The following is a 26,368-nucleotide window of genomic DNA, read 5'->3' on the forward strand; positions in this document are numbered from 1 at the left end:
TTCCCACGCTATTCGGGCGGGATGGCGATTCAATGGTCAGCGCATGGAATGCTCTTTTCGCCGCCGTGCGGGTCCTCGAACAGAAGGAGGGACGGAATTCGCTCCGGTGCGGCGAGCCGGAGCAGTCCGTAACCCACTCCCGCCAGACCGGGAAACAGTCCCGGCGTTTCCAGCCCCTTCGGAACGCCGCACCGGACCCCGGACGAGGTCAGGTCCGCGAGCACGGACGATCCGGCCCGACGGGCCCGGGCGAACAGGCCGGCGTCGCCGGTCCGGCAGGCCGCGACGAGCAGTGTCTCGACGTTGCCGAGATCCCCGTGGCAGGACGAGTGGTTGCCGAGGCCGGCGCCGGAGTGCCCGGTGATCCCGGTACGCCGCACCGCGTCGACCGCGGTCGCCAGGTCCCGCCGCGTGCCGGCCTCCGGCAGGTAGTCCAGCAGGTCGGCCCGGGCCAGCCCGACACCGCCGGCACCGTGGCACCACGCGACCATGTTCTCCTCCGCCGGCACGAACGGGCGCTCGTCGCGCCAGTTGCCCAGTGCCGGGTCGAAGAGGGTGTTCTCGAAGCGCAGCGCCGCCCGGACGGTCTCACGGTGCCGGACACTCGCCGTGGCCCGGTCCAGCCGGGCCAGCGCGACGGCGATCCCGGCCGCGCCGTGCGAGAAACCGGCGAGCGGCAGCTCGTCTCCCAGGGTCGGCCAGCCCAGTCCGCCGCCGGCCGGGATCGCCCGGCGGACGAGCCGACCCGCCAGCCGGTCGGCGGCCTCCAGTGCGCCGCTGTCCGGCGCGACCGCGGCCAGCGAGAGCAGCGCGAGGATGCCGCCCGCGGCACCGCTGGTCACGTCGGTCGCGGTCGCCGGTTCCCGCGGCGCGTCCATCACCGGCACCAGCCGGCCAGCCGCGTCGAGCAGGTCGGTCCGCCGCCAGATGGCGCCGAGGTGGCTGAGGGCGTAGACGATGCCGCCGAGGTCGCCGAGCACGCCGAGTTGCCCACCCTCGGGTCCGGCGACGTCGGCGCGGCCCAGCGCGCCCACCTGCCCGGCCACCACGCCGGCGGCCCGCTCGGCGGCCCGCCGGTACCGGGCCTCGCCGGTCGCCTCGGCCAGCCGGCCGAGGAAGAGCGCGATCCCGGGCAGCCCGTTGAACAGGTCCAGGCCGGCCGGTAGTAGCTTCCACACCCGCTCCTGGAGCATGGTGAGCCCGAACCAGCAGATCTCGTCGCCCTCGGTGACGGCGATCTCAAGGAGCCGGTCCCCGATCCGGCTCGCCGCGGCCAGGAAGTCGTCGGCGGTGGCCGCCGGCGCCGGCGGGCCGGCGGTCGCCGGAGCGGCGGGGGCGGCGTACTCGGCGACGCCGAGTTCGAGCGCGGCCAGGGAACCCTCGACGAACCAGAGCTGCCGGGCCAGGTCCGCCTCGTCCAACGCGCGGATTCGCTCGGTGACCAGTTCCAGGCCGGCCCGGGGCAGGACATCGGGAACCGTGAGACCGTCGCCGGTACGCACGTGCACGCCGTCCACCGTGGTCGAGAAGTAAGGCACGTCTCCCCGCTCCACCTGCCGGGCCTCGGCCGCGATCAACTCCTCCCGGCCGGGCAGGTCCCGGTGGGCGGCCCAGAGGTTGCTGTAGAAGCGCTCCCGGTCGAGCGCGTCGCGGAGCAGGTCGGGGTGGTAGGACTCCAGCATCATCGCCAGGTAGTTGCGGGTCGGCCGGATGATCACCCGGATCTCGGCGCCGGCGAAGGCGTCCAGCGGACCGCCGGCCGCGAGCAGTTCGTCGCGGTGCCGCGCCAGGACCTGGTAGGTGCGCCGGTACCCGTCGACAAGCTCGGACCGGAACTCCAACGCGTCCACCGGTTCCCCGCGCAGCGACGGCAGGTTCTCCGCCCCGGACAGCTCGACGCGGCCCCGCCCGACGCTCATCGCGTCGGTGCCGGCGTCCCGCCACAGCGCGACCGCCGTCGGGCTGAGCTGGCCGCCGGCCCCGCTGAGCCCGCTCAGGTCGGAGATGCCGCCGCCGTCCTCGGTCCACACGGTGGGGTTGGGCAGCAGCCCGACGCCGAGCACGGACTGCCGCATCGCCCGGATGGCCGCCTCCGGCACCCCCTCGACCGGGGCCACGTCGTGCTGCCAGGGGTTGAACAGCGCCTCCAGGTCGACCAGCACCGGATCTTCCCCCGCGGCGATGACGTTCTCCAGGTGGAAGTCCGTCGCGTTCAACATCTGGAGCAGGGCCAGGTACGCACCCTGCCGCCGGTAGAAGCGGCTGAGTTCGGCCCGGTCGGCGCAGGGCCGGGCCACCGCGTACTCCATCCAGCCGTAGTCCGGCCGTTCCAGGATCCAGAGCGTACGCAGGCGCGGATGGTCGCCCCGGACGTTGAGCCAGTCCAGCAACCGCTGGAAACGTGCGTCCACCCGCAGGGACCGCGGCTTGTAGACCACCCGGTCGCCGCGGGCGAAGCCGACCAGCGCGACGGAGCGACCGCCCCGGTGGGTGTCGCCGGCCCCGAAGACCAGCTCGGTGACCGGGCCCAGCCCGGCCGGGTCGGCCAGCCGGGCGACGAGTGCGGCCACGTCGGCGACCAGCCGCTCGACGAACTCGGCGCGGACCTCCACCCAGTCGTCCAGGCGCCGGACCAGGTCCCGGGCGAGGACCGGGTACTCCCGAAGGAGGGCCAGGGCCTGGTCCGGGTCGCCAAGCCGGCGCACGAAGTCGGCGAACCGCTCCTGTGGGGACTCGCCGGAGAGTCCGTTGCGCATCCGGAGGATGTTGAGTTCGAGCACCGCGGTGCGCGAGACGAGCTGCACGATCTGGCCCAGCGGTGGAGCGCAGGCGGCCCGGGTCAGCAGCGCGGCGTCGATGTGCGGTGACGGATGGTTCCCGACGGCCCGGTCGACCCGGGTCCGCAGCCGGCGGACCGCCTCGTGGATCAGCGGCGCCGCCAGCACCGCGAAGGCCCCCTGCGCCTGGTCCGCGCCGGGCAGGTGCAGACCGGCCAGCGGTACCTCCCGAAACGCCCTTTCCAGGGCCGGCAGGTAGTCCGGGACGACACCGTGCCGGTCGCGCACCGACGCGGGTGACTCGGCCAGCAGGTGCTCCAACTCCGCCGCGTCCAGGCCGAGCCGGCTGAGGTAGTCCTCCCACGGCTGCCGACCCGGCGCGAAGGCCGGCTCCTCCCGCCACATCGCCAGCCGGGTGCGGCCGCGCGCGGTGTCGTCCGCGACCGGCCGGCCGGCTCGCTGCCGGTCCCGCAGTCCACAGGCGAGGAACCACGCCGGGTCGAGCGCGTCCACGGCCACCGAAGCACTTTTCATCGTTACCCCAAGAATCTCGCTGCGGCCACGCCGGAGACCGGCGCCAATCATCCGGATGAAACACTATTCATCCTCACTGCAATACCGATACATATCCGATGGCAAATGGTTGTCGCTTCATTGACGCATTCCGTACGTCGCGCCTACCGTTCGGCGATGACGCGCCCTGACAGTGAAGCGGCCTCTTTCACACCCACCAGACGCACCGTTGTCAAAGGACTGGCCGCCGGGGTGGCCGGCTATTTTCTGGTGCCCGCCGCATCCGCGGAGGCCGCCGCCCGGGAGCCGGTGTTCCGGGGCGAGGTGCCGACCCTCTCGGACGTGCTCGGCGTTGATTTCGCCGACCGGGAGATCACCGCGGCGGAGGCCGGCCGGTACGTCGAGGCGGTGGCCGCGGTGAGTCCCCGGGTCATGGGTTCGAGCCTCGGCACGTCCTGGTCGGGCCAGTCCATCCCGTACGCCCTCGTCGGCCGGCCGGACCGGCTCACCGGGGATGCCCTGGCGCGGATCCGCGACCTGCTCGCCCTGCTCCGGGACCCGTCCGCCCCGGCCGCCCGGGTGGCCGCCGCGGCACACGTCTGCCCCGCGGTCGTCTGGCTGGCGGCCGGGGTGCACGGCACCGAGCGCAGCGGCACCAACGCGGTGCTCCGGATCATGTACGAACTCGCGGACCGCTCCGACGCCGAGGCGACGGCCCTGCTGGATGCCCTGCTGCTGGTGGTCGTGCCGGTGCAGAACCCGGACGGTCACGACCAGGGTGAGCGGGGCAACTACTACGGCTTCGACCTCAACCGGGACTGGTTCGCGGCCACCCAGGCCGAGACACCGGGCAAGCTCGCCCTGCTCGGCGAGTATCCCCCGGTGACCCTGCTCGACCTGCACGAGATGGAGGGGGACGGCTACTTCTTCCCGCCCTACCGCGAGCCCATCCATCCCGAGGTACCGGCGGCGGTCCGCCGGTCGATCGACGACGTCTACGGGCCCGCGATGGCCGAGCGGTTCCGGGCGCTCGGGTTCGACTTCGTCACCGGTGCCGAGTTCGACCTGTACCACCCGGGCATGGCCGACACCGCCACCGCGCTCCGTGGACTCGGCGCCGGCATCACCCTGGAGAAGGGTCACGCCAGCGCGCTCGCCGACCGAGTGGCCGAGCACCGGGAGGCCGCCTGGGCGGTCGTCGCCGCGGTGGCCGCCCGCCGGGTCGAGACGCTGGGCACCTGGCACCACGCGCACCGCGAGGCGGTCCGGCAGGGCCGGGACGGCGTCGTGCAGGGGGTGCCCGGCGTCCGGGTGCGGAACTATTTCCTCGCGCCCCCCACGCCGGCCACCGAACCCGACCTGCACCGGCTCGTCCACCGGCTGCAGCTCGCCGGGGTCCGGGTGTACCGGCTGTCCCGGCCACACCACGTGCCGGACCTGCGTCCGTTCGGCGGCACGGTCGCCGGCCCGGCGGTGCTCGACCGGGGCAGCTACTGGATACCGCTGGCGCAGGCCGGCAAGCACTGGGTGCAGGCCCTGCTCAGCGACGTCAGCCATGCCGAGGGGCCGACGTTCTCCGACGTCACCTGCTGGAGCCTGCCGCTGTTCGCCAACCTCGCCGGCGGCGCCTCCGCCCTGGACCTGCGGCTGGACGCGGAGCCCTGTCCGGTGCTGCCGGCGCCGCCGTCTCGGCCGCCGGACGGCGCGCTCCGGGTGGGAATCCTGCGGATGTCCTCACCGCTCTGGCCGATCGACGGCTCCCTGGCGTGGCTGCGGTTCCGGATCGAGCAGACCTGGCGGCTGCCGTTCCAGGGGTTCACCCCGTTCGTCGTCACACCGGAGCGGCTCCGCGAGGTGGATGTGCTCCTGGTGCCGGACGGGGAGGCAGACTTCTGCCACCAGAACCTCGGGGAGGCCGGGCGGGCGGCACTCGTGGACTGGGTACGCGCCGGGGGCCGGTTCATCGGCTGGCGGGCGGCGACCCGACTCGCCGTCCTGCTCGGGATCTCCGGGGTGCGGCAGGCGCCGCCCGGGTACGAGGCGGCCGGCGTGCTGATCCGGGTCCAGGCCGCCGCCGGAGGGCTGCTGGCCAGTGTCCACGGCAGCATCTGGCACTTCTGCCAGCGCGAACCGGTGCTGTACCCGGCCGACCCCGGCCACGTGGCACTCTCCTTCCCGGACGCCGGCTCGGCGCGGTGGTTCGTCTCCGGTTTCCAGCTCGGCGCCGAGCAACTCGCCGGCTCGGCGGCGCTGACCCTCGAACCCTGCGGCGACGGCGACGTGCTGCTCTTCGCCGGCGAGCCCGATTTCCGTGGCCTCGGCGACGCCATGGCGAAGGTGCTGCTGGACGGCATTCGCGGTGCGGGGCTGGCGTCCCGGCCGGCCGAGCCGAGCGCGGCGGCGCGGCGGGCCGCCCGGCGGGCCGTCGCGGAGCTGCCGGCCTCGGCCGCCCGGTACCGGGTGACGGTCGCCGACGGCGAGGCGGCGGCGGTGGCGGCGGTCCTGGCCGCCCAGGGCATCGGTCACCGGCGCCGTCGCTGCGGCGCCGCGGCCACCACGTTCGAGCTGCTCGGCCCGGCCCGCCGGGACCATGGCCCGGACCCGGCCGTGCAGGTCCTGCCGGCGCTGCTGGCCCGCGCCGGCGTGGTGCCGGCCGCGCTGGTGACGGAGTGAGGCCGGTGGGCGAGTCAGTTGCCATCGGTGTTGCACCCGGCCACCACCAGCCACTCCTAGCGTCGAGGCAACCGGGTCGGCGGTGGTCCCGACCGGCCGGAGAGGAGCTGTGATGGTCGCCGGGAAGTCACCTTCCGGGATGCCCCGTTCGCTGTTCCGGGTGGAGGCGCTGCGCTCCGACGACGAGGCGGAGGCGAGACCTCCCGAGGCGTGGGCGCCGCGCTGGCCGACCGTCGTGCTGATCGGGGTGCTGGCCGCCGACATCGCCTTCGCCGTCTCGTTCGCCGTACCGGAGTTCGCCGAGGCGACGGTGGTGACCGGCGACCAGCAGACGGCGGTGGCCCTGCTGGATCCCGCCGGGCCGGTGCCGGGGACCGGTGCGCCGGCCTCGGTGCGGGGCACCCACGGCCATACCCTGGCCGGTTCGGTCACCTCGGTCGACCGGTTGGAGAGCGAGTCCGCCCGGGCCGCCGCCGGCCTGCCGGAGGGCGTACCGGTTCCGTCGCTGGCGGTACGGTTACGGCTGGACCCCGCGCCGGCGGGCGTCCAAGCGGGCCTGCCGGCGTCGGCCCGGATCAGGCTGGGCGAACGCTCGCTGGTGGCGCTCGCGGTCGGCCTCTGGGACGGCCGGGAATGAACCGGGGCGGACTGTTCGGCCCGCGGCGGTCCCACCGCGGCCCCCGGGTGCCGGTGCGCAACCAGATGACCACCACCGAGTGCGGGGCCGCGTGCCTGGCCATGGTCCTGAGCGCGCACGGCCGAGACACCACGGTGAGTGCCTGCCGCGAACAGCTCGACGTCGGCCGGGACGGGTCCAGCGCGGAGCAGATCGCGCAGCTGGCGCGGCGGGAGGGGCTGCGGGTACGGGCCTTCTCGCTGGATCTGCCCGCACTGAGCGAGCTGGCCCTGCCCGCCATCCTGCACTGGAACTTCAGCCACTACGTGGTGCTGGAGGGGTGGCGCCCGGGCCGGTACCGGATCGTCGATCCGGGACACGGGCGACGCGTGCTGACCGAGGCGGAGTTCTCCCGCGCCTTCACCGGGATCGCGCTCGAACTGCAGCCCGGCGAGGACTTCCAGCGTCGCCGTTCCCGGGCGGCCGGCAGCGCGGTCCGGTTCGCCGCGGCGTTCCTCGGCGCGTCCCGGCGCCTGCTCGCCCGGGTGATCGCGGTCTCGCTCCTGCTGCAGTTGCTGGTGCTGCTGCCCGCACTCGCCCTCAAGTTCACCGTCGACACCGTGGTCGCGCACCAGCAGGTCGACCTGATGGCCATGTTCGGGCTCGGCCTGGTGCTGCTGCTGGCCACGAACGTGCTGGCCGGCTTCGCGCGCAGCGTTCTGCTCGTCCGCCTGCACACGCAGGTGGACGCCGGCCTCATGCGGCGGTTCTTCGGGCACCTGCTCGACCTGCCGTACCGGTACTTCCAGAGCCGGGCCACGGGCGACCTGACCATGCGGCTGTCCAGCAACTCGGTGGTCCGCGAGGTGATCACCGGACAGACGTTGTCCGTGATCGTGGACGGCATGTTCATCGGGGTCTACGCGGTCGTCCTGGTCCTGACCATGCCCTCCTACGGGCTGTTGGTGCTGGCCCTGGGCAGCCTGCAGTTCGCCACGATCCTGGCCAGCTTCCGGTGGATGCGCGACCTGGTCGCCCGGGACGTGCTCACCCAGGCGGAGGAGCAGTCCTACCTGGTGGAGGCGTTGCAGGGCATCGAAACGGTGAAGGCCGCCGGCGCCGAGGAGCGCGTCTACGACCGCTGGTCCGGGCTGATGCATCGGCAGCTCGCCGCGGCGCAACGCCGGCGGATCGCGGACAGCGGCTTCGAGTCGGCCTTCAACGTCATCAAGATCGGGACGCCCCTGGTCCTGCTCTGGTTCGGCACCCACCAGGTGCTCGCCGGCACCCTCGGGCTCGGCACCATGCTGGCGCTCAACTCGCTGGCCGGCGCCCTGCTCGCCCCGCTCGGCCAGCTGGCAACCGCGACCCGGCAGCTCCAGCTCGTCGGTTCGCACCTCGAACGGATCCGCGACGTGCTGGACGAGCAGGTCGAGCAGGACCGGTCGGCGCCGCTGCACCGGATCGATCTGCGCGGCCGGGTCGAGCTGCGCGGCGTCTCGTTCCGGTACGGGGGCACCGAGGCGCTCGCCACCGACGGTGTCGACCTGGTGGTCCCGGCCGGAGCCAAGGTGGCGCTGGTGGGGCGGACCGGCTCGGGCAAGAGCACGCTGGCGAAACTCATCCTTGGCCTGTACCGCCCCACCGAGGGGACGGTGCTGCACGACGGACGTGACCTCACCGGCCTCGACCTGCGGGCGCTGCGCGGACAGTGCGGGGTGGTGGTGCAGGATCCGGGCTTCTTCGCCGCCTCGGTCCGGGACAACATCGCCTTCGGCGACCCGGCCGTGCCGATGGCGGCGGTAATCGCGGCGGCCCGTAAGGCGCAGATCCACGACGAGATCATGGCGACGCCGATGGGCTACCACACGCCCGTCGCCGAGGGCGGCAGCGGGTTCTCCGGTGGACAGCGCCAGCGGCTCTCCCTGGCCCGGGCGCTGGTGCGCGATCCCGCGCTGTTGGTGCTGGACGAGGCCACCAGCCATCTCGACGTGGTCACCGAGCGGGCGGTCGACGACGTCCTCTCCGAGCTGTCCTGCACGCGGGTGATCGTCGCGCACCGGCTCAGCACCATCCGGAACGCCGATCTGATCGTCGTACTGGACCGCGGCCGTGTCGTCGAGCGCGGCACCCACGACGAGCTGCTGGCACGGCAGGGGGCGTACGCGGCCCTGGTGCGCAACCAGCTCGAACAGGCCCCTTCACAACCGTGACTGGGAAACGAACCGACTGGAGGTCAGAAGTGGACAATCGAGACATCATCCGGGCGTGGCGGGACGACGACTACCGGATGAGCCTCAGCGCCGGTGAGCTCACGGCGCTGCCGGAGCACCCGTCCGGCAGCGTGGAGCTGCCCGACGCCGTCCTGCGGCACGCGGTGGGCGGCCGCACCGAGTTCGCCGGGACGTTGGGCTGCTGCGGCGGTTTCACCAGGACGGAGACCGAGGCCTGCCAGGGCACCTGCGGCGACACGGTGTGGTGCTGCACGGTGACCACCCGCCGGGCGGCCGACATGATCGGCGCTATGTGCTGATAACCGGGTGCCACCGGCGGCACTCGCCGCCGGTGGCACCCGCCCCCGCTCGCCGCACCGACAACTCTTCGCGAGGGAAGACCCATGAGCAGTGACACGGTTACCGGAAGCCCGTACGTGGACGTGGCGGACCCGCAGTGGGCGCTCGCGACCTCGGTGTGGGACCGCGGTGCGGCACCGGAGACCCCGGACGGCGACGTCGAGCTGGCCCGACGCAGGTTCGAGCGCTGGCTCGCCGAGGCGGGTTTCGGCGGGGACGCCGACCGGCTGGCCGAGCGGCTCGGCGAGGCCGGGCTGGCCGAGTCGGACTTCCGGGGGCTGCTCGGCGAGCCTCCGGCGCAGCTGCGAGACCGGCTGCGGCAGCGGGAAGGCGGCGCTCCGGAGTGGCTGCGGACGCTCGCCGAGACCTACGCGGAACACACCGACGACCCACGCCTGGTGCCCGACCTCATTCACAACGAGATGGGCCTGCTGCTGGAGATCGTCGCGCCTCTCCTCGGCCGTGCGGCCCGGCGGCTGTCGACCCTGCTGGACGAGCTGGAGGCGGACCGGCCGGGCGGCTTCGACGTGCCGGCGGTGCGCCGCCTCCTGCTCCGGCAACTCTGCGCGGCACTGCTGTTCCGGCTCACCCGGGTCGCGGTGCTGGAGGTCAACATCGCCAACCTGCAGGGCACCCTGACCGCGCCGGACCCCGCGGCGCGATTCCGCGAGTTCGTCCAGCTCCTCCGCCGGCCCGAGCGCTCGGCCCGGCTGTTGGCCGAGTACCCGCTGCTGGCCCGCGACCTGGTCACCTGCGCCGAACAGTGGTGGACCGCCGGCACGGAGCTGCTGCACCGGATCGCCGACCAGCGGGACCGGCTGGCGGCGTTCTTCTTCGCCGGTCGCGACCCCGGCGCCGTGGCCGACCTGGTCTGCGGGGTGGGCGACACGCACCGCGGGGGCCGCTCGGTCGCCATCGTGCGCTTCGCCGACGGCTCCCAGGTGGTCTACAAGCCCCGATCGCTCGCCGTGGACGTGCATTTCCAGGAGCTGCTGAGCTGGCTCAACGCCCGCGGAGCCGAGCCGGACTTCCGCCCGGTGCCGGTCCTGGACCTCGGCGACCACGGCTGGATGGAGTTCGTCGCCTCCGCCCCCTGCGCCAGCCCGGCGGAGGTCGCCCGGTTCTACCGGCGCCAGGGGGGATACCTCGCGCTGATGCACTGCCTGCACGCCGTCGACTTCCACTACGAGAACCTCATCGCGGCCGGCGAACACCCGGTACTGATCGACCTGGAGGCGATGTTCCACCCCAGCCGCTCCGCCCTGGCCGCGCCGACGGTCCCGGCCGCCGGGACCCGCGCGCTGGAGGCGTCCGTCCTCGCGATCGGCCTGCTGCCACAGCGCCAGCTGGTGCAGGGACAGCCGGACGAGACCGCCGAGTTCAGCGGCATCACCGGGGGCTTCGGGCAGCTCAGCCCGACTCCGGTGGCCTGCATGGAGAACGAGGGCACCGATCGGATGCGCGTCGTCCGCCGGCGGGTCGAGATGGCCGAGGGCCACAACCGGGCGAGTCTGCATGGCGGCGAGGTCGACGCGCTGGACCATGTGACCGACGTGCTCGCCGGGTTCGAGGCGGTGGCCCGGCTGCTCAGCCGGCACCGCGCCGCGCTGCTGGCCGACGACGGCCCGCTCGCCCGCTTCGCCGGCGACGAGGTCCGGTGCATCGTCCGCCCCACCCAGGCCTACGCCAACATGCTGGTGGAGACCACCCATCCCTACCTGCTGCGCGATGCCGCCGCCCGGGACCGCTACCTGGACAACCTCTGGAGCAGCCGGGAGGTGAACGGCACCCTCAACGCCGTCTGCGGCTGCGAGCGCCACGACCTGTACCGCGGCGACGTTCCGGTCTTCACCACCCGACCGGGGTCCCGGGACATGCGGTGCGCGGAGGGGCACCGGCTGCCCGAGCGGCTCGCCGAACCGATGCTGGCGGTGGTCCGGCGGCGGATCGCCGCACTGGACGAGGCGGAGCTGCTCCGGCAGGCCTGGATGATCCGGGCCTCCTTCACCGCACTGACCCTCGGCGAGGGCCGCAGCCGGTGGCCGGAGACCACGGTCGTGGAGCGGGCCGAACCGGCGGACCCGGCCGAACTCGTCGAGGCGGCCCGGGAGGTGGGCGAGCACCTGCGGCGGCTGCGGCTGCCCGACGGCGACGGGGTCACCTGGCTCGGACTCTCCCTGCTGGGCGAGCGGGTGTGGGAGGTTCGGCCGCTGGCCGGGGATCTCTACACCGGCCTTCCCGGCGTGCTGCTGTTCTTCGCCTATCTCGACGTCCTGCTGCCCGACCGCGGGTACGCCGAGGTGGTCGAGGAAGGGCTGGGTGGCCTGCTGACCGAGCGCGACCGGGCCCTGGACCGGCTGGACGAGACCGGCGGCAGCGCGGTCGGCGCCTTCGAGCAGATGGGCGGGGTGGTCTACCTGCTCACCCACCTGGGCGTGCTCTGGGACCGGCCCGACCTGCTGGCCTCGGCGCGGGACACGGCGCTGCGAATCGCCCGCGGGCTGGGACCGGCGAGCGGGTTCGACATCATCTCCGGAGCCGCCGGGTTCCTCTGCGTCCTACTCGGCCTGCACCGGGCGACCGGCGACGAGGTGCTGGCCGACGAGATCGGCCGCTGCGCGGACCTGCTCGTCGCGCTTTCCGTGCCGACCCCGGCCGGCAGGGCCTGGCCCGATCCGGCACTGGGACCGGAGCCGCTCGCCGGGTTCTCGCACGGCGCCTCCGGCGTCGCCCGGGCGCTGCTCTGGGCCTACGAGGTGACCGGCCGGCCCCGGTACCTCGACGCCGCCGAGGACGCGATGGCGTACGAGCGGGGCCTGCTCGACGGGCCCCGCCAGAACTGGCCCGACCTGCGGGAGCTGGATCCGACGTTCGCCGCGCAACATCCGGACGGCGAGCCGGTCTTCATGACCGCCTGGTGTCACGGCGCGCCCGGGATCGGGCTCACCCGGCTGCACGCGCTGCGCTGCTCCGCAGATCCGGGAGTCCGCTCCGACCTGGCGGCGGCTCTCGCCACCACCCTGCGCGAGGGCCTGACGCTGAACCATTCCCTGTGCCACGGATCGCTGGGCAACCTGGAACTGCTCCTCGCCGCCACCCGCACCCTGAGCGATCCGGACCTCGGGTCCCGCCTCTACCGGCTCGCCGGCGGCATACTCGACGGTCGGCGCCGGCACGGCTGGATGTGCGGGGTGCCGGGCGGGGTGGAGACCCCTGGTCTGATGACCGGTCTGGCCGGCATCGGCTACGGGCTGCTCCGGCTGGCCGCGCCGGACCGGGTGCCGTCCCTGCTGGATCTCTCTGCGCCGTCGCTGGCCGAGCCCTCCGCCGGCGGGGCCTCGGAGCAGGCCGCCGCGACGGCTCACTCGGCGGCCGGGTCCGCCCGGTGATCCCGACCGGGGGGGCCGGTCGCGCCGCCCCGGTCGGTCCCGCCGATTTGCCGGCGGAGGCGGTCCGCCTCGGCGGTGCGGTGCTGGGCCCGGTACTGGCGCAGCGCCTCCCGCCAGTGGGCGTCCGCCCGGTCCAGGTCACCGAGGGCGGCATACGTGTCGCCGAGGTGTGCCAGGGTGTCGGCCTCGACGACGCGGTAACCGAGGTCCCGGGCCAGGGCGATGGCCTGCTGGTAGTAGCAGAGGGCGAGGTGGTGCCGGCCGGTGCGGTGAGCCAGGTAGCCGAGGCTGTCCAGGGCGTTCGCCTCGGTGCCGCGGTCGTCGCGGCTGCGGGCCAGCCGCAGCGCGGCCTGCAGGTGTCCGCTCGCCTGCTCGTGCCGGCCGAGCCGGGCGGCGTACCAGCCGACGCCGTTGAGCGCGTGGGCCAGCGCGCGGCCGTCCAGCGACCGGTAGAGCCGCAGCGCGACCACGGCGTGCTCGAAAGCGGGCCGATCCTCGCCGACGAGGCCGTGCGCCCACGAGATGGCCCGGTGCGTGTCCGCCCGCGCACGTAGGTCGCCGCCGCGCTCGGCCAACGTGAGGGCCTGGTGCAGGTGCTCGACGGCCGGGGCGTGCTGGCCCGCCGTGGCGAGCACACAGCCCAGGAACCGGCCCGTCAGGGCCTGAGCCGTCGGGTCGCCGGCCTGCCGGGCGGCGGCCAGGGCGAGCTGCCAGATGGCGAGCCGGTCGGCGGAGCGACCCCGCCGCCGGTAGAAGACGTCGGTGAGCCAGGCCAGTTGCCAGGCCGCGCGGTGCCGCCCGTGCTCGGCGGCGATCTGCTGCACGGCGAGCAGGCAGCGGTCCTCCGCCTCGTACCACCGGATGACGGCCGCCTCGTCCGCCAGCGGGAGTGGGTCGACACCGGCGGCGCAGTCATCCAGCGCGACCGGTTCCCGACCCGGTTCGAGCCGGCCGTCGGCGCGGTGCGCGGTCCCCAGGTAGAAGCCGACCAGCCGGTCCACCGCCGCCGTCCGCTCGGCGTCGGGGAGATCGCGCACGGCCCGTTCCGCCGCGTAGAGCCGGATCAGGTCGTGCGGGCGCCAGCGGCCGGCCGTCTGCTGGACGAGCAGTGACTGCCGGTCCAGGATCCGCAGGACGGCCGCCACCTGGGCATGCGGTAGACCGGTCAGCGCGACCGCCGCCGGCGTGCTGATGTCCGGTCCCGGGTTCAGGCCCAGCAGGGTGAACACGCGCGCGGCCGCCGGGTCCAGGGCGGCGTGCGACCACGAGAGCACGGCGCGTAGCCCGCCCTCCGGGTGTTCCTCGTCGAGCGCGTCGAGCCGGGTGGCGGCGTCCCGTAGCTGCCCGGCGATGACCGGGAAGGCTTGTCTGGACTGGACCGCCACCCGGGCGGCGGCGATGCCCAGGGCCAGGGGCAGTCCGCCGCAGGCGGCCGTCACCTGGGCCACCGCGTCCGGCGAGGCGGCCATCCGTTCCGTACCCAGCCGTCGGCTCAACAACTGCCGGGCGTCCGCCTCGGTCAGGACGTCCAGCGGCACCGGGTGTGCGCCGTGCCGGCTGACCAGCGTGGTCAGCCGGTCCCTGCTGGTGACGATGGTGGCGCAGCCGGCCGAGCCGGGCAGCAGGGGTACGACCTGCTCCGCGTTGCGGGCGTTGTCCATGACCACCAGGATCCGCCGCCCGGCCAGCAGGCTCCGGTAGAGGCCGACCTGGGCGTCCGCGTCGGCGGGCGCCGCCCCCGGTGCCACCCCGAGCGCGTCCAGGAAGCCCAGCAGCGCCGCCTCCGGCGCCGTCGGCCGGCCGGACGGGTCGAACCCGCGGAGGTCCACGAAGAGCTGACCGTCGGGGAAGAGTTCGCGATGCCGGTGTGCCCAGTGCACCGCGAGCCAGGTCTTGCCCACGCCGCCGCAGGCGGAGACGACGGCGGTGCGGGTCTGCTCGGTCGGTCCGGTCAGTACGGCCGAGAGCGCGGCCAGCTCCGCGTGCCGGCCGGTGAACATGCTGGGATCGGCCGGCAACTGCGCGGGTACCGGCCGACCGTCCGGCGCGGCCGCGCCGTGCTCGCCGCCGGCGGGTCGTACCGCGCCGGTGGACCGGGCCGGGTCCGCGACGCCGGCGGCGGGCGGCGCCGGTGCGGGGACACGGAGGGGGCCACCGGTCCCCGCCCCGGCCGGTGCCGGGTAGCCGACGGCGGAACAGGCCGCCGCGCCAGGCGGGGAACACGACGCGGCGGAGGCGTCCGAGCGGATGTCCCGGTGGATCCGCCGGACCGTCTCGCCGGGCCGGACCCCGAGTTCCGCCTCCAGCAGCAGGCACAACCGCTCGTACACCCGCAACGCCTCCGGCCGGCGGCCGGTCCGGTGCAGGGCCACCATCAACTGGCCCCACAGCCGTTCGCGCAGGGGGTGGCGGGCGGTCGCGCTGGTCAGCTCCAGTGTCAGGTCGAGGTGTTGTCCCAGCGCCAGGCGCGCCTCGACATGGTCCTCCAGCGCCGTCAGCCGGGCCTCCTCCAGCCGGGCGGTGCAGGGGCCCAGCCACCCGTAGCCGTCCAGCCCTTCCAGCACCCTCCCCCGCCAGAGGCCGAGCGCCCGGGCCAGCCGTTCCGCCGCGACCGCGGGCCGCCCCGCGGCAAGGGCGCGGCTGCCCTCGGCGGCCAGACTCTCGAAGATCGCGGCGTCGCACTCGCCCGGCGACAGCTCCAGGCGGTAGCCCTTGGCCACCGAATCCGGCCGCGGGCGCTCGGCTGGCGCCACCCGGGCCAGTGTCCGGCGGAGGTCGGAGACGTAGGAGTGCAGGTTCGCCCGGGCGGATGCCGGCGGCCGCTCACCCCAGAGGGCGTCAAGGATCTCGTCGGTCCGGACGACCGTGTTCGCCCGCAGCAGGAGCAGGGCGAGCAGTACCCGCTGCTTGCGGCGGGCCAGCGTCGCCGGCTGGCCGCCGGCATCACGGATCTCCAACGGGCCCAGCATGCGGAACGCGGGCATGGATTCCTCCACAGAGCCGCCCGACCCCTTGCGGACGTGTCCGTCCGGGGAGATCCATTGGCCGCAGCAGCCTATCCCGGGCTCCGCGGAACATCCATCGGAGCCGATCGGCTGGCCTGTTCCGGCCACTGCTGCTGACGGAGTGAGGCCAGGAGCGTGACGCGAACCCTCCTACTTGTCGTGCTGGGCCCGGTTGGCGTTGGTCGCATCGGCGGTGTAGTCCAGCGATCGGGCGGTGAGCACCAGCGCGGCCACTGCCGCCACCGCCGTGAGGCCCTGGAACACGATGTGCACTGCCTGTCGCAGCTGGTCTGCTCCGGAGCGGTTACCCCGCCGGGTGCTCGTGTGGATCATCCCGTACGAGCGGGAGGGCTGCCGATGGCGCCTAGAGATCTGGCCGGAGGGACGGGGTCCAGGTGTTCCTGCTGTCCGACCACTGGGTGGCGTCGGCGCCGTAGCGTGAGTTGCGGGACATCGGGACGCTGCGGGAATGGAGACCGCCGCCGCGACCCGCGCGAGGCGGTGGCGAACGAGCGGCTGTGGTCGTGGCTCGAGCCCCGCCGGCACCAGTCCTGGGCCATGGTCGGTGCACTCCGTCCGATCCGCCCACTGGTATTCCGAGAACTTGGCCCCGCCTCCGGGCCGGGTCGTCGTGGCGGGCGACCGTACGAGAGCCGGTACCACCTACCGTCTGGCCTGCAAGGTACGGCGTTGCAGTGGCGCGGCGACTTCCACAACGCACGTCAACTGCCGCATGCGGTGGGTCGTCGCGTCGACCAGAGACCTTGGGGCCGGGTGAGAGCGCCTGCAGCGCGCGCCGGCCCTCATCTGGCCCTCGCCTCGCGGAAGCGCCGAGGATGCGTCGAGATCCGCTAGCAGGCTCCCCACCAAGACGCCAGAGGCCAGACGGCCACTTTGCGTGCAATTTTCGGATACTGACAGCGATCAGTACCACTCGTAAGCTTCCGACTACCGCTTGTTGAGGGGTCACCTGCGGAGGGGTCGATGCTGGACGCGAAACAGCATCAGGGGAAGTTCGGCGAGGATTACGTTCGGGTGCTCGCCTCGGCGGCCGGATTGGTGGTGCTCACCCAGGACAACGACTCGGACGGCGTCGATCTGGGGTTCCGTGCGACGGGTAGGTACGGCCACGTCCAGTCACCCATGATTGAGGCACAGGTGAAGACCTGGTCAAGGCCGACCGAGTCGTCCGGCCGTCTGCACTACCGCGGTCTGAACGAGTGGCAGTTCAACAAGCTCGCCGGACCGAACTTCAGTGTGCCGCGTTACCTGTTCCTCATCTGTGTGCCGCCGGACCCGCTCGAGTACGCAGCCTTCCGCTCCGAGGGCGTCCTGCTGCGGCACCTCGGCTATTACGTCTCGCTTCGGTCCGAGGTGCCGATCGCGGAGCCCAACCGTCAACGCAGTCGGCCGGTCATGGTGCCGACGGCCAACGTTCTGACTGCTCACGAGCTGCGCAGACTGACCGAGTCCCGGACCGCGTGGTGACTCGGCATGACAACCGCGCGTTGCGCGTCAACGACATCGCCTCCTACTTGGCGCAGACCGGGTGGCTGCGCGCACCGCACGACTGGCACGGCGCCGGGGTGTGGAACCATCCGGACGACTACGAGGTCCTGGTTCCCGCCCACGACGGCTTCGGCGACGCCCGGGCCCGCATCAACGAGGTTCTGCGTTGCCTCGCCATGGTTGAGGATCGTCCGGTTCTGGAAATCGCGGCGGAGATCGCCCGGCCGGACGTGGATACCCAGCTCTTTCGGACCTTTCCCGCCGACCGGGACCCGGGCTACACGTCGGTCACCGAAGGCTACCGGGCCGTTCAAGGGGTACGTGATGTTTTGGCGATCGCCACCCGCACCGTGGTCCAGGGCCCGCACTTCGCGTTCGCCGGCCGTCCGCCCAACGTGGTGGCGGACCTGCTCCACAGCGCCGAGATGGGACCGACCCGCGCCGGTAGCTATGTGCTCGAAGTACGCCTGTCCGCTCGCGCCGCGCTGGCGGGGGGCGTCACCGGCCGCACCGTCACCGGGCAGATCTACGAGGCGATCGCCGCGGCCGGGGAGGCCGTCTCGACGAGCCGGGTGTCGGCTTTCGAGGACGAGATCGTGACGGCCGGTCTCTCCTCGAATCTCTGCATAGCCCTCAGCGACCTGAGCGGTACCGATCACGAGGCGCCGTTCGAAATCGGTTTCCGCTGGGGCCGCGCTGTGCCCACCGAATCGGGCACAAGTAGCCACCGTTTCCCGGCGGGCGCGGGCGTACTGCTCCGCGAGGCGGCCAACCGGCTCCGCAACCTCGATGCCTCCGGGACAGCGGCCATCACCGGCCGGATCGAGACGCTGCACCACGGCGCCACCCGCGATGAACAGTGGCGCATCAGCGTACGCGGCGAGTTCCGCACCGGCAGCGGGCTGGTTCGTCGGCGCAAGATCTGGGTTCGCCTGCCCGATCAGGCAGCCTACGAGCGGGCGATCGCGGCACACCACCGTCAGCTCGCCGTCCGCGTCTCCGGCGAGCTGTCCAGCTCCACCGGCCGGGTCGAGCTAGTGCCCGAGCGCAGCTTTGACCTCATCGACTGACCCCCCTAGACCGCTCAGGAGGCTGGACGTGACCGCCGAGGAAATGACAAACCGGGATCAGATGACGCTCTTCGCGCTGCTCGCCATTGCCCGCCCGGCGACCAACCGCGAGCTTCGCGACATCGCCGGGCTCGAGATCGACGCGGGCAACAAGCGCCGCCTCAAGGGCTATCTGCAGAGCACCAAACGACGCTCGACCACCGTGCATGCCATCACGAAGGCGGGCCGTGACTGGTGCTTGACGGCGATGTCAGCTGGTCGGCCCGCGGATACGAAGTTCCCGGCCGGGCCGCTCTACGCGATCCTGAATGGACTGCGCACCTACCTGATCCGTACGGACCAGGAGCTCGAGGACCTGTTCAAGCCCGACGCGGAGTCCTGGATTAGGTCCGTCTACGACGAGCTGACCGTCCGGCGCAAGGGCCAGTACGTCCGCCTAGCCGACGTGTGTGAATGGCTGGACGACGACGTGGACCTCTCCGCGGAGCTGGACCGCATGGTCGAGCAACCGGACGTTCATCTGAAGGCTGAACTGGACCAGCGGAAGCTCACCACCGAGGACGAACAGGCGGCCGTCCTGATCGGCAGCGAGCCACGTCACCTGCTGAAGATCGAATTGGCATGAGCGCCGAACTCGAGGCCCTAGAGGCGCTGGACACCTCGGAATGGGCGCCGACCAGGGACGAGATATGGAATCTCCCCGGCTACCACGTCGACAGCCTGCACCCGGAGGTGACCCGCCGGCTCAGCAAGTCGATCGACGGGCTCACGCGCGGACGCCGGCCGGTCACCGCGGTCGTCTTGGGCGAGCGAGGTTCCGGCAAGACCCATCTGCTCAGCTGGGTCCGGGAACAGGTCCAAGCCAAGAACGGCTACTTCTTCCTGCTGAAACCGGTCGCCGGTACGTCGGCCTGGGAAAGCGCGGTCGGTGACACCTGCAGCGGGCTGCTCCGCCGGTCGATCGGCGGGGCGAGTCAACTCTCCCGCCTGCTGACGGCCATCGCCGACTCCGCCGGCCTGGATCCGGCGACCCGTGCCGCAATCAGCGGTCGCGACGACCTGACCCGGGAACGGCTGGAGGAGTTCCTGGCCGGGCTACGCTCGCTGGATCCCGAGGTCGGCATCCCTGCCTCAGACACCGCCCGCGCCCTCGTCCTGCTCGCCTCGACCGGCCCAGCCGTCCAGATCGGGCACAGCTATCTCATCCGGCCGGAGGCCCACGACGCGCAGCGCGCGGAGTGGGGCATCGGCGGGCCCCGCGCGTGGCAGTTGGTCCTACGCGACCTCACCCACCTAATCGCGCTGGCCGGTCCCATCGTCTTCGCCTTCGATCAGCTCGACCCGCTCGCCCATGAGTCTACGGTCGCACTGGGCTCCCGGACCGGAGTTCGAGAGTCCTCGACCGCGCGCCGGATGCGCGACGACATCGCCACCACCCTGATGGAACTGCGCGACGAGAGCCGCCGGACGCTCATCGTCATCGCCTGCCAGACGGACACCTGGGACATGATCGCGCGATCCACACTGCTCTCCTCCCGGGACCGATTCGAGCTGCTGCCCGAACTCGGCGCGATCCCCGATTCCGAGACTGCAGCCGCGATCGTGAGCAGCAGATTCGCGCCTGGATACGCCTCGCGGAGCTTCACCCCGCGCTATCCCACCTGGCCAATCACGAAAACGGCACTCGGCCAGGTACCGAATCGCTACACCGCGCGGCAACTGCTGATCCGCGTCAACGACCATGTCCAGGGCTGCATCGAGAGCCGACGCGCGACCGAGATGACCGCTCTGGCCGGATCCGCCCCACCGCCCCCGCCCCCCGTTCCGGACGACACTGCCGATCTCAACGCCGACTTCGAACAGCTCCGGGCCGCCGCAGACGGCCAACCCTTACTGGAGCGGGTCCAGAACGACGCTATGCCGAAGCTGCTGTCCGCCGGGCTGCGCAGCCTGGTACTGGAAATGGGCGGCAGTCCACATCGGTTCACCGTCGAGGAGGACTTCGGCACGTCGGCGGAGCTGCATGCGAGGCTCCGCCTGACGATCGACGAAGAAACCGAGCAGGAGGTCCACTGGTCATTCCGGGCCATCGCCGCGACCCACCACACAAGTTTTCAAACCCAGCTGAAACGAGCCATAACCGCCGCTGGGCTGGGCCAAGGGCTACCGAGCCGCCGCCTCTTCGTCCTGCGCAACAGCGGATTCCCGCGCGGCCGGGTGACCGAGGAGTTGAAGGCCGATTTCGAGCGGCGAGGCGGCGAGGCGCTCGTAGTGACCGCGTCCGATCTTCGTACACTCGCCGCGCTACGGATCATGTTCGAACGCCGGCCCCAAGGGCTGCACCAATGGCTGCGCGGGCAGAAGCCGGCCAGCAGCTTGGAGATCTTCAGGATCATCCTGGCCGATGTGCGCGAGAACTCCGGCGACCGCGACAACTCCGTGGGACCAGCCCCAGCAGACCACGTCGCGATCCTCGTCGGGGAGACGCAACGTGGCCGTCGCCCGTTCACGATCCCGCTCGCAACGCTGCGAAAGCACGCAATCGTCATCGGCAGCACCGGATCCGGCAAAACCGTCCTGGTCCGGCATCTTGTCGAGCAGTGCGCCCTGCGCGGTGTCTCCGTCATCGTGGTGGACCCAAACGACGATCTCGCCACGCTCGGCGACCCTTGGCCCACACCACCGAAGGGATGGGGCGAGGCGCAGGAACGCGATGCCCGACGTTACTTCTCCGAAACCGAAGTCGTCGTCTGGACGCCGGGCCTCCACAGCGGCCGTCCACTCACCTTCCACCCCCTGCCCGACTTCGGACCGACGCTAGACAATCCGGACGAGTTCCGTCGCCTGATCAGAACGACGATCCTTTCGCTCGCCGGGCCGGCCGGGGCGACCGGCCGTACTCAGCGCACGACCCAGCAGCTCTCGGTGCTGACCAGGGCGCTCGAATACTGCGCGAAGAACGGCGGTCAAACGCTCGACAATCTTCTGGACGTCTTGAACGAGCCGCCCGACGGCGTAGCCGACAGTCCGGACCGGAGCCGGCTAGCCAAGAACATGGCGGCCACGTTGGACGCGGCCAGGGACACCGACCCGCTGCTCGACGAGACCGGCACCAATGCTGATCCCACGAATCTGCTCACGCCGTCACCCGGGAAGGCGGCCCGTATCTCGGTGGTCAACCTGATCGGTCTCCCGATTCCGCAGCGACCCAGCTTCGTAAATCGGCTGGAGGAGGCCCTGTTCGCCTACTTCAAGGCAAACCCGGTCCGCGATCGTCCGCTCGGCGGCCTCTTCGTCCTGGACGAAGCCCAGATCTTCGTCCCGGTCATCGGCCAGGTGCCGAGCAGCGAGACCACTCGCACTTTGATCGCGCAGGTCCGCAAGTATGGCCTGGGCATGCTGCTCGCCACGCAGACGCCGAAAGGCCTACACAACAGCGTCCCCGGCAACACCAGCAGCCAGTTCATCGGAAAATTGACCGCACCGGTGCAGCAGGCCGCCGCAGATCAGATGGCCGCTGCCCGGGGTAACACCCTCGACAACATCTCCCGACTCAAGCCTGGTGTCTTCTTCGGCGCCACCGAGGGCACCTCGTTCAGCAAAATCGAAGTACCCATCTGCCTCAGCCATCACCGCGAAGCGCTCTCTGAGGAGGAGGTCCTGCAACGAGCACGGCGGCAATAGGTAACGATTGGCGCGGAAAGCTCGATGCCCAGCATCGACATGCTCAGGCCATCTGTCGCCGGCTGCCAAGCCTCACGGAGCATGATGCGCGTAGGGCCCTGGCAAGTCATGAGCCCCACATCGTCGGGCTCGTCGGCACCCCGACCCGCGCCCCAGCGGTGCAGGGGCTTGTTCGTCAACCTACTGCATGCGGTTCTACCGCCGGGACGATTGTCAGCCGACCTGTGTGCCGACGACGAGGAGCAGGCCCGCCAGGAGGACGGCGCCTACGACGACCCAGATCGTACGGTTCGCGGTCCGCTCGCCGCCGAAGAAGCTGATCAGGGTCACGGCGGCGAAGGCGATCGTCAGGATCAGGAGGAGCATCAGGTGAGGGCCATGGCCGCGAGGGCCGTGACGCCGACCGCCAGGGAGCGGATGGACCAGGTGATCCGGGTGAACTTGCGGTACGCCACGATGTTAGCTGCCCAGATCTGCCCGGCGACCGCCCGCTCGAACGCGTCGTGGTCACCCGCCGCCTCCACCCAGGCGTCGACGAAGGCTTCCCGGTCGTCGCCGTACCGACGGGCGACATTGTCGTAGTAGTGCAGCGACCACGCGGTCGTCACCCGCCGCTACGGCGTCAGTGTGTAGAGCGCCAATACCGCGCTGAGCACGACGCAGACGCCGGCGACGAGCAGGACGCCTTTGCCCCAGAAGCCGTGAGCCGACGGCAGTTGCCCGACCAGGACCCCGGCAGCGGCCAAGACGGCGGCCGCCTTCACGTCGGCGAAGCGGATCATCTCGTTCGTCTGTTGCAGTGAGGCACGTTCCAGTTCCCTCATGAGGCTTCCAGCCGTTCCGCCAGGTCGGGCCGGTCATAGGAGGAGAAGAACTGCCCCAACTGCCCGAGCAGATATCGGCGATCGCCGTCTTCGAGCCGTCCAAGAAAGTCACCAATCAGCCTGGCGATCACCAGGAACCGGGACTCGCCGACATCACCGAGCTTCTCGGCGATCGATGGTGAGTAGCTCTTCCGGCCGGTCAGGGTGGTGGTAGAGCCAGTAGCTGCGGGCGACGTCGGGATGGGAGTAGATGCTCTCCCGCAGGTACCGGATCCGCTCCAGTTCGGCCTGCTGCTTCAGGCGTTCGAGGGCGGTCTGCCGGTTGATCTCCAGGATGGCTTCCGCGGCGGCGCGGGCTTGCGGGCTGACCGCCAACTGAACGCGGACGCCGTTGGCGATGCGGGTGTTGATCTCGTTCTCGGCGTTGCCGGCCTGCGTGACGGAATATCGGACGGTGACCTGGTCGGCCCGCTCCGTGATGTTATGCCGTGCCCTCCAAAAGGCGGCCTGGTCATTGTCCTGCCACCAGAAGTGGAAGGTTGCGGCGAACGCGACGTTCGGATGGCAGCTGCGCAGTTCGGCTCGGAAAGTGATTGGTTGTGCGGGGTCCTCGGGTCTCGCCCACAAGCCCGACAGACGGTCGCGCCAGTTCTCGCTCATGCGACGACCAGCGGGTTCGCGCGGTGCAGCCGCTCGTTGAGTCGGTCACGCATGTCGCGGGCGGCCGGCGCCTCCGCGTCGCGAGCTAACGGCCGCCAGTCGTACAGCAGGTCGGACATGCGGGCGAAGCGGCTGCTGGCGCCCTGGCCGGTCCCGCCGGCGAGGACCATCAGGTCGGTGACCAGATCCTCATACGCGGGTTCGCCGGCCGCCGCGTCCAGCCAGCGGAAGAGCGCTCCGCGGAATTCGCCCTGCGGCCCTTCGCCGGTGAACAGGAGCGTGAAGGCGTGTACCAGTCCGGTCTGCAGTTCCGCGTCGCCGGCCAGCTCGGCGAGGAGGAACCCGGCCCGGTCCGGGGTTTCGGAGATCGCCGCCAGAGCACGCAGGCCCGCGTCGCGCCGAGGGTCTTGCCCGGCGGTCCAGTCGATGACCCGGCGCAGCGCCGCCTGCCGGTGCAACGGCCGTTCCCAGAGCGATCGCAGGGCCGCCACGACTCCGTCGGTAACGGCATCGATCCCTCGCCCCGCCAGGTTGTTCAGCCGGGTCAGCACCGCCTGCGGGTGAGCATCGGCGAGCGCCCCGCCGCAGACCGCGGCGACCGCGCAGAGCAGCGGCTGACTTCCCGACTGGACGGCCCACTGGTTGAGCCGACCGCGCATCGCAGTCCGGCATACAGGAGCGACCGCCGGTGGTGAGGACGGGCTACCGGTGGGGGTTCATTCGGTTCTGACGCGGTCGGCGATGCCGGTGATGAGGTCGGGTGTGGGTAGTGACAGGCGTTTGCCGTTGCGCCGGATCAGGGTGGCCTGTTGGTCGAGGAGATCGACGGCGATGGTGAGCAGCGTGACGCTGGTGTCGTCGGCGCCGTCTCGGCGTACGCCGTCGGGCAGGGGCGCTCCGGTCAGGATGTTGAGGAACCAGGGTGTCTGGGGGTGGTCGGGGATGGTCAGGTGTTTGAGGAATCGGGCCCGGTCTTCACTGTTGGGGTAGGAGCTGGTGATGCCGGTGGGGAGGTGCAGGGCGTGGTTGGTGTGCCAGTGAAATGGTTGTGGGGGCTTTACCCGTGTGGTCCAGGCGTGCCCGGCGGCGGCCTCGATCACGGTGACGTCGGGGTGGCCGAGCCGTCCGATGGTGTAGGCGAAGCCGCCGGCGCTGGGTGTCGTGGTCAGGCGTTCGGCGACGTGGGCGGGGGTTGGCTCCCGCTGGAGGGCTCTGGCGACGAAGTGGCGGCCGGGCGCGTGGGCGGGGTGTGGGACCGTGAGGTGGTCTATCCCCCAGGCCAGACCGTTGCCGGTGAGGACGAAGGTGTTGGCTGGGATGAAGCCTGGTAGCCACCAGGTGGTGATGGGCGGGTCGCCGTTGATGTCCAGGGTGAGCAGGGTACAGCGGCCGTCCAGCCAGGCGATGCCGTCTTCGTTGTGGGCGATCACGGCTCGTGTGGGGGTGCTGTAGGCGAGGTCGGTACAGCCGGTGCCGTCGTCGGTGCCGAGATCGCCTCGAAGGTTGAGCAGGAGCAGGTCGTCGAACGGAACCTGCGCGCCTTCGGCGAGGGCGGTCAGTTCCGCCCAAACTCGTGGGTAGTGGTGCTGGCTGGCCACGCTGACGGCGGCGAGTGTCTGCGCGACGGTCGGTGCGGTGGTTCTGCGCCGTAGGTCGACCAGGTCGGGCATTTGCTCGACGGTGGCCTGTATGCCGTGTCGGGCGTGCGCGCCGAGTGCCTGGAAGACGGCAAGTCGCTCGCCGCGCAGGATCAGCCACGGGATGTCGCCGAGCTGCTGCTCGGTGATGGTTGGGTGAGTCATCGGGTGAGTTCCGACAGTGCGAGTCGGAGCCGGCCGAGAGCATCGGCGATCCACGGCAGAGCGAGCGGGTCGGTGGATCGCAGGGCCTGTGCGCGCTGCTGCGGGTCGTTGCCGGTGAGCATGCCGGTGCAGATCCGTAGGGTCAGTGGGTCTGTCGATTCGCCGAAGGTGCGGCCCGGGAGCGTGGCGATGCCGTACCGGTCGAACAGTACGTCGGCCAGGTCGCTACCGGTGTGGATGTGGTGGATGGCGGCGATCCGTTCTCGCTGGGGGGTGAGGTCTGGATAGAGGTAGAACGCGGCCTGCGGCGACGGGACGGCGGCACCCACGGTGGTGAACGCGTCGGCCACGGCCATGGTGATCCTCTGGTAGAGGTGCCGTGCGCGGGCTATGTATTCCGTTAGGTCGTCCGGTTCATCGAACGCCAGCGCCGCGGCGAACTGCACGGGCTGGGCGACGCTCGACCAGATTTCACTGGCGGCCGAGAGCATCCGTTCGCGTAGCCGGTCGCCGATGTCGCCAGCGGGCAGCCGGGCGACCCCGATGCGCCAGCCACCGAGAGCGAGACTCTTGCTCAGGCCGCTGGTAATGACCACCCGTTCGGGGGCGAACTCCGCCGGGCTGCGGGACGACCCGTCGTACACCAGGTCGCGGTATATCTCGTCGGAGACGACCACCAGGTCCAGTTGACGCGCGATGGCGGCCACACGTTCAACAGTGGCGGCGGAAGCGAGGGTGCCGGTCGGGTTGTCCGGCACGGTGAGCACCACGGCACGGACGTCGCGGCCGATATGGCGTGCGCGCCGTACGGCATCCAGCAGCCGGTCAGGGTCGGGTACACCACCTTGGCGGGGCAGTGTCGGCACCCGCAGAGGCTGCTTGCCCAACAGCGTGATCTGTGCCGCGTAGCTGACCCAACTGGGCTGTGGGATAACGACATCGCCACCAACGGCCTGCAGCACGGTGTAGAGCAGAGCCTTGCTCCCAGGACCGGTCAGGACCTGAGCAGGACTGGTGTCCAACCCTCGCCGCCGCCAGTAACCGGCCGCCGCGTCCCGCAGCTCCGCCGACCCCGCGACGGAACCGTAGCCGTTGCGGTCGGCGGCATCCGTGATGGCCTGGCGTAACCGTGGGTGCACCGGCAGACCAGCCTGGCCGAACGCCAACGGCAGGGTGCTGAGTCCCTCGGCCTGCCTGCGGCGTACCGCCTCGTCGGCGGCCAGGGTAGCTGACACAACCAAGATCCACTCCCGTCACTCGTCGTCGCTGAAAC

At 71.6% G+C, this 26,368-nt stretch carries 19 protein-coding genes; 9 read left to right on the forward strand and 10 right to left on the reverse strand.

Annotated elements, in window-relative coordinates:
* Positions 1–29: 29 nt before the first annotated feature.
* Entirely contained in the window at positions 30–3,296 is a 3,267-nt protein-coding gene (locus ACQEUR_RS14185) for a type 2 lanthipeptide synthetase LanM family protein (protein WP_433030304.1), read from the reverse strand.
* A gap of 171 nt (positions 3,297–3,467) precedes the next feature.
* Between ACQEUR_RS14185 and ACQEUR_RS14190 the strand changes: the two genes are divergently transcribed.
* The 5 genes from ACQEUR_RS14190 to ACQEUR_RS14210 all read left to right on the forward strand — a co-directional run bounded on the left by ACQEUR_RS14190 (position 3,468) and on the right by ACQEUR_RS14210 (position 12,541).
* Complete coding sequence (locus tag ACQEUR_RS14190; protein WP_433030306.1) at positions 3,468–5,963, forward strand: M14 family zinc carboxypeptidase; 2,496 nt, start codon at positions 3,468–3,470, stop codon at positions 5,961–5,963.
* 112 nt (positions 5,964–6,075) lie between these two features.
* Positions 6,076–6,600 carry a hypothetical protein gene (locus ACQEUR_RS14195; RefSeq protein ID WP_433030308.1) on the forward strand — a complete coding sequence of 175 codons (525 nt, stop codon included), beginning with the start codon at positions 6,076–6,078 and terminating at the stop codon, positions 6,598–6,600.
* Positions 6,597–8,792, forward strand: a complete 2,196-nt coding sequence (locus ACQEUR_RS14200) for a peptidase domain-containing ABC transporter (protein WP_433030310.1) — start codon at positions 6,597–6,599, stop codon at positions 8,790–8,792. The genes ACQEUR_RS14195 and ACQEUR_RS14200 overlap by 4 nt, the downstream gene beginning before the upstream one ends.
* A 29-nt stretch (positions 8,793–8,821) precedes the next feature.
* Entirely contained in the window at positions 8,822–9,112 is a 291-nt protein-coding gene (locus ACQEUR_RS14205; RefSeq protein WP_433030312.1) for a mersacidin/lichenicidin family type 2 lantibiotic, read from the forward strand.
* Positions 9,113–9,196: 84 nt separating this feature from the next.
* Positions 9,197–12,541: a type 2 lanthipeptide synthetase LanM family protein gene (locus tag ACQEUR_RS14210; RefSeq protein ID WP_433030314.1), complete on the forward strand. Its 3,345-nt coding sequence runs from the start codon at positions 9,197–9,199 to the stop codon at positions 12,539–12,541.
* On the opposite strand, the gene ACQEUR_RS14215 is transcribed toward ACQEUR_RS14210, so the two are convergent.
* Positions 12,514–15,525, reverse strand: coding sequence for an AfsR/SARP family transcriptional regulator (locus ACQEUR_RS14215; RefSeq protein ID WP_433030316.1), 3,012 nt, complete (start codon positions 15,523–15,525; stop codon positions 12,514–12,516). The genes ACQEUR_RS14210 and ACQEUR_RS14215 overlap by 28 nt on opposite strands.
* A 1,005-nt stretch (positions 15,526–16,530) precedes the next feature.
* On the opposite strand from ACQEUR_RS14215, the gene ACQEUR_RS14220 reads away from it, so the two are divergent.
* The 4 genes from ACQEUR_RS14220 to ACQEUR_RS14235 are packed head-to-tail and all read left to right on the forward strand — an operon-like array spanning position 16,531 to position 21,809.
* Entirely contained in the window at positions 16,531–17,034 is a 504-nt protein-coding gene (locus ACQEUR_RS14220; protein ID WP_433030318.1) for a DUF4365 domain-containing protein, read from the forward strand.
* Positions 17,035–17,054: 20 nt separating this feature from the next.
* Positions 17,055–18,125: a hypothetical protein gene (locus ACQEUR_RS14225; protein WP_433030320.1), complete on the forward strand. Its 1,071-nt coding sequence runs from the start codon at positions 17,055–17,057 to the stop codon at positions 18,123–18,125.
* Between the two features lie 28 nt (positions 18,126–18,153).
* Positions 18,154–18,750: a hypothetical protein gene (locus ACQEUR_RS14230; RefSeq protein WP_433030322.1), complete on the forward strand. Its 597-nt coding sequence runs from the start codon at positions 18,154–18,156 to the stop codon at positions 18,748–18,750.
* Positions 18,747–21,809 (forward strand): helicase HerA-like domain-containing protein, encoded by a 3,063-nt coding sequence (locus tag ACQEUR_RS14235; protein ID WP_433030324.1) that lies wholly within the window; start codon positions 18,747–18,749, stop codon positions 21,807–21,809. The genes ACQEUR_RS14230 and ACQEUR_RS14235 overlap by 4 nt, the downstream gene beginning before the upstream one ends.
* A gap of 213 nt (positions 21,810–22,022) precedes the next feature.
* Here ACQEUR_RS14235 and ACQEUR_RS14240 read toward each other — a convergent pair whose 3' ends face one another.
* From ACQEUR_RS14240 to ACQEUR_RS14275, 8 genes are read right to left on the reverse strand one after another with little or no spacing between them, the layout of a single operon-like run.
* Positions 22,023–22,175 carry a hypothetical protein gene (locus ACQEUR_RS14240; RefSeq protein ID WP_433030326.1) on the reverse strand — a complete coding sequence of 51 codons (153 nt, stop codon included), beginning with the start codon at positions 22,173–22,175 and terminating at the stop codon, positions 22,023–22,025.
* Positions 22,175–22,417, reverse strand: a complete 243-nt coding sequence (locus ACQEUR_RS14245; protein ID WP_433030328.1) for a hypothetical protein — start codon at positions 22,415–22,417, stop codon at positions 22,175–22,177. Before ACQEUR_RS14245 ends, ACQEUR_RS14240 begins: the two co-directional genes overlap by 1 nt.
* Before the next feature lie 6 nt (positions 22,418–22,423).
* Positions 22,424–22,633: a hypothetical protein gene (locus tag ACQEUR_RS14250; RefSeq protein WP_433030330.1), complete on the reverse strand. Its 210-nt coding sequence runs from the start codon at positions 22,631–22,633 to the stop codon at positions 22,424–22,426.
* Positions 22,630–22,764, reverse strand: coding sequence for a hypothetical protein (locus ACQEUR_RS14255; RefSeq protein WP_433030332.1), 135 nt, complete (start codon positions 22,762–22,764; stop codon positions 22,630–22,632). The genes ACQEUR_RS14250 and ACQEUR_RS14255 overlap by 4 nt, the downstream gene beginning before the upstream one ends.
* Positions 22,765–22,786: 22 nt before the next feature.
* Positions 22,787–23,293, reverse strand: a complete 507-nt coding sequence (locus ACQEUR_RS14260) for a hypothetical protein (RefSeq protein WP_433030333.1) — start codon at positions 23,291–23,293, stop codon at positions 22,787–22,789.
* Positions 23,290–23,952, reverse strand: coding sequence for a hypothetical protein (locus ACQEUR_RS14265; protein ID WP_433030334.1), 663 nt, complete (start codon positions 23,950–23,952; stop codon positions 23,290–23,292). Before ACQEUR_RS14265 ends, ACQEUR_RS14260 begins: the two co-directional genes overlap by 4 nt.
* 57 nt (positions 23,953–24,009) lie before the next feature.
* Complete coding sequence (locus ACQEUR_RS14270; RefSeq protein ID WP_433030336.1) at positions 24,010–25,095, reverse strand: C45 family autoproteolytic acyltransferase/hydolase; 1,086 nt, start codon at positions 25,093–25,095, stop codon at positions 24,010–24,012.
* Entirely contained in the window at positions 25,092–26,330 is a 1,239-nt protein-coding gene (locus ACQEUR_RS14275; RefSeq protein WP_433030450.1) for a pyridoxal phosphate-dependent aminotransferase, read from the reverse strand. The genes ACQEUR_RS14270 and ACQEUR_RS14275 overlap by 4 nt, the downstream gene beginning before the upstream one ends.
* Between the last annotated feature and the right edge of the window lie 38 nt (positions 26,331–26,368).

The organism is Plantactinospora sp. CA-290183 (genome assembly GCF_050936375.1).
In the GTDB taxonomy this organism is placed as follows: domain Bacteria; phylum Actinomycetota; class Actinomycetes; order Mycobacteriales; family Micromonosporaceae; genus Plantactinospora.

Coding starts and splice junctions, on each gene's coding strand:
- ACQEUR_RS14190 (WP_433030306.1), top strand. CDS start 3,468: ATGACGCGCCCTGACAGTGAAGCGGCCTCTTTCACACCCACCAGACGC.
- ACQEUR_RS14195 (WP_433030308.1), top strand. CDS start 6,076: ATGGTCGCCGGGAAGTCACCTTCCGGGATGCCCCGTTCGCTGTTCCGG.
- ACQEUR_RS14200 (WP_433030310.1), top strand. CDS start 6,597: ATGAACCGGGGCGGACTGTTCGGCCCGCGGCGGTCCCACCGCGGCCCC.
- ACQEUR_RS14210 (WP_433030314.1), top strand. CDS start 9,197: ATGAGCAGTGACACGGTTACCGGAAGCCCGTACGTGGACGTGGCGGAC.
- ACQEUR_RS14215 (WP_433030316.1), bottom strand. CDS start 15,525: ATGCCCGCGTTCCGCATGCTGGGCCCGTTGGAGATCCGTGATGCCGGC.
- ACQEUR_RS14220 (WP_433030318.1), top strand. CDS start 16,531: ATGCTGGACGCGAAACAGCATCAGGGGAAGTTCGGCGAGGATTACGTT.
- ACQEUR_RS14235 (WP_433030324.1), top strand. CDS start 18,747: ATGAGCGCCGAACTCGAGGCCCTAGAGGCGCTGGACACCTCGGAATGG.
- ACQEUR_RS14240 (WP_433030326.1), bottom strand. CDS start 22,175: ATGCTCCTCCTGATCCTGACGATCGCCTTCGCCGCCGTGACCCTGATC.
- ACQEUR_RS14250 (WP_433030330.1), bottom strand. CDS start 22,633: ATGAGGGAACTGGAACGTGCCTCACTGCAACAGACGAACGAGATGATC.
- ACQEUR_RS14260 (WP_433030333.1), bottom strand. CDS start 23,293: ATGAGCGAGAACTGGCGCGACCGTCTGTCGGGCTTGTGGGCGAGACCC.
- ACQEUR_RS14265 (WP_433030334.1), bottom strand. CDS start 23,952: ATGCGCGGTCGGCTCAACCAGTGGGCCGTCCAGTCGGGAAGTCAGCCG.
- ACQEUR_RS14270 (WP_433030336.1), bottom strand. CDS start 25,095: ATGACTCACCCAACCATCACCGAGCAGCAGCTCGGCGACATCCCGTGG.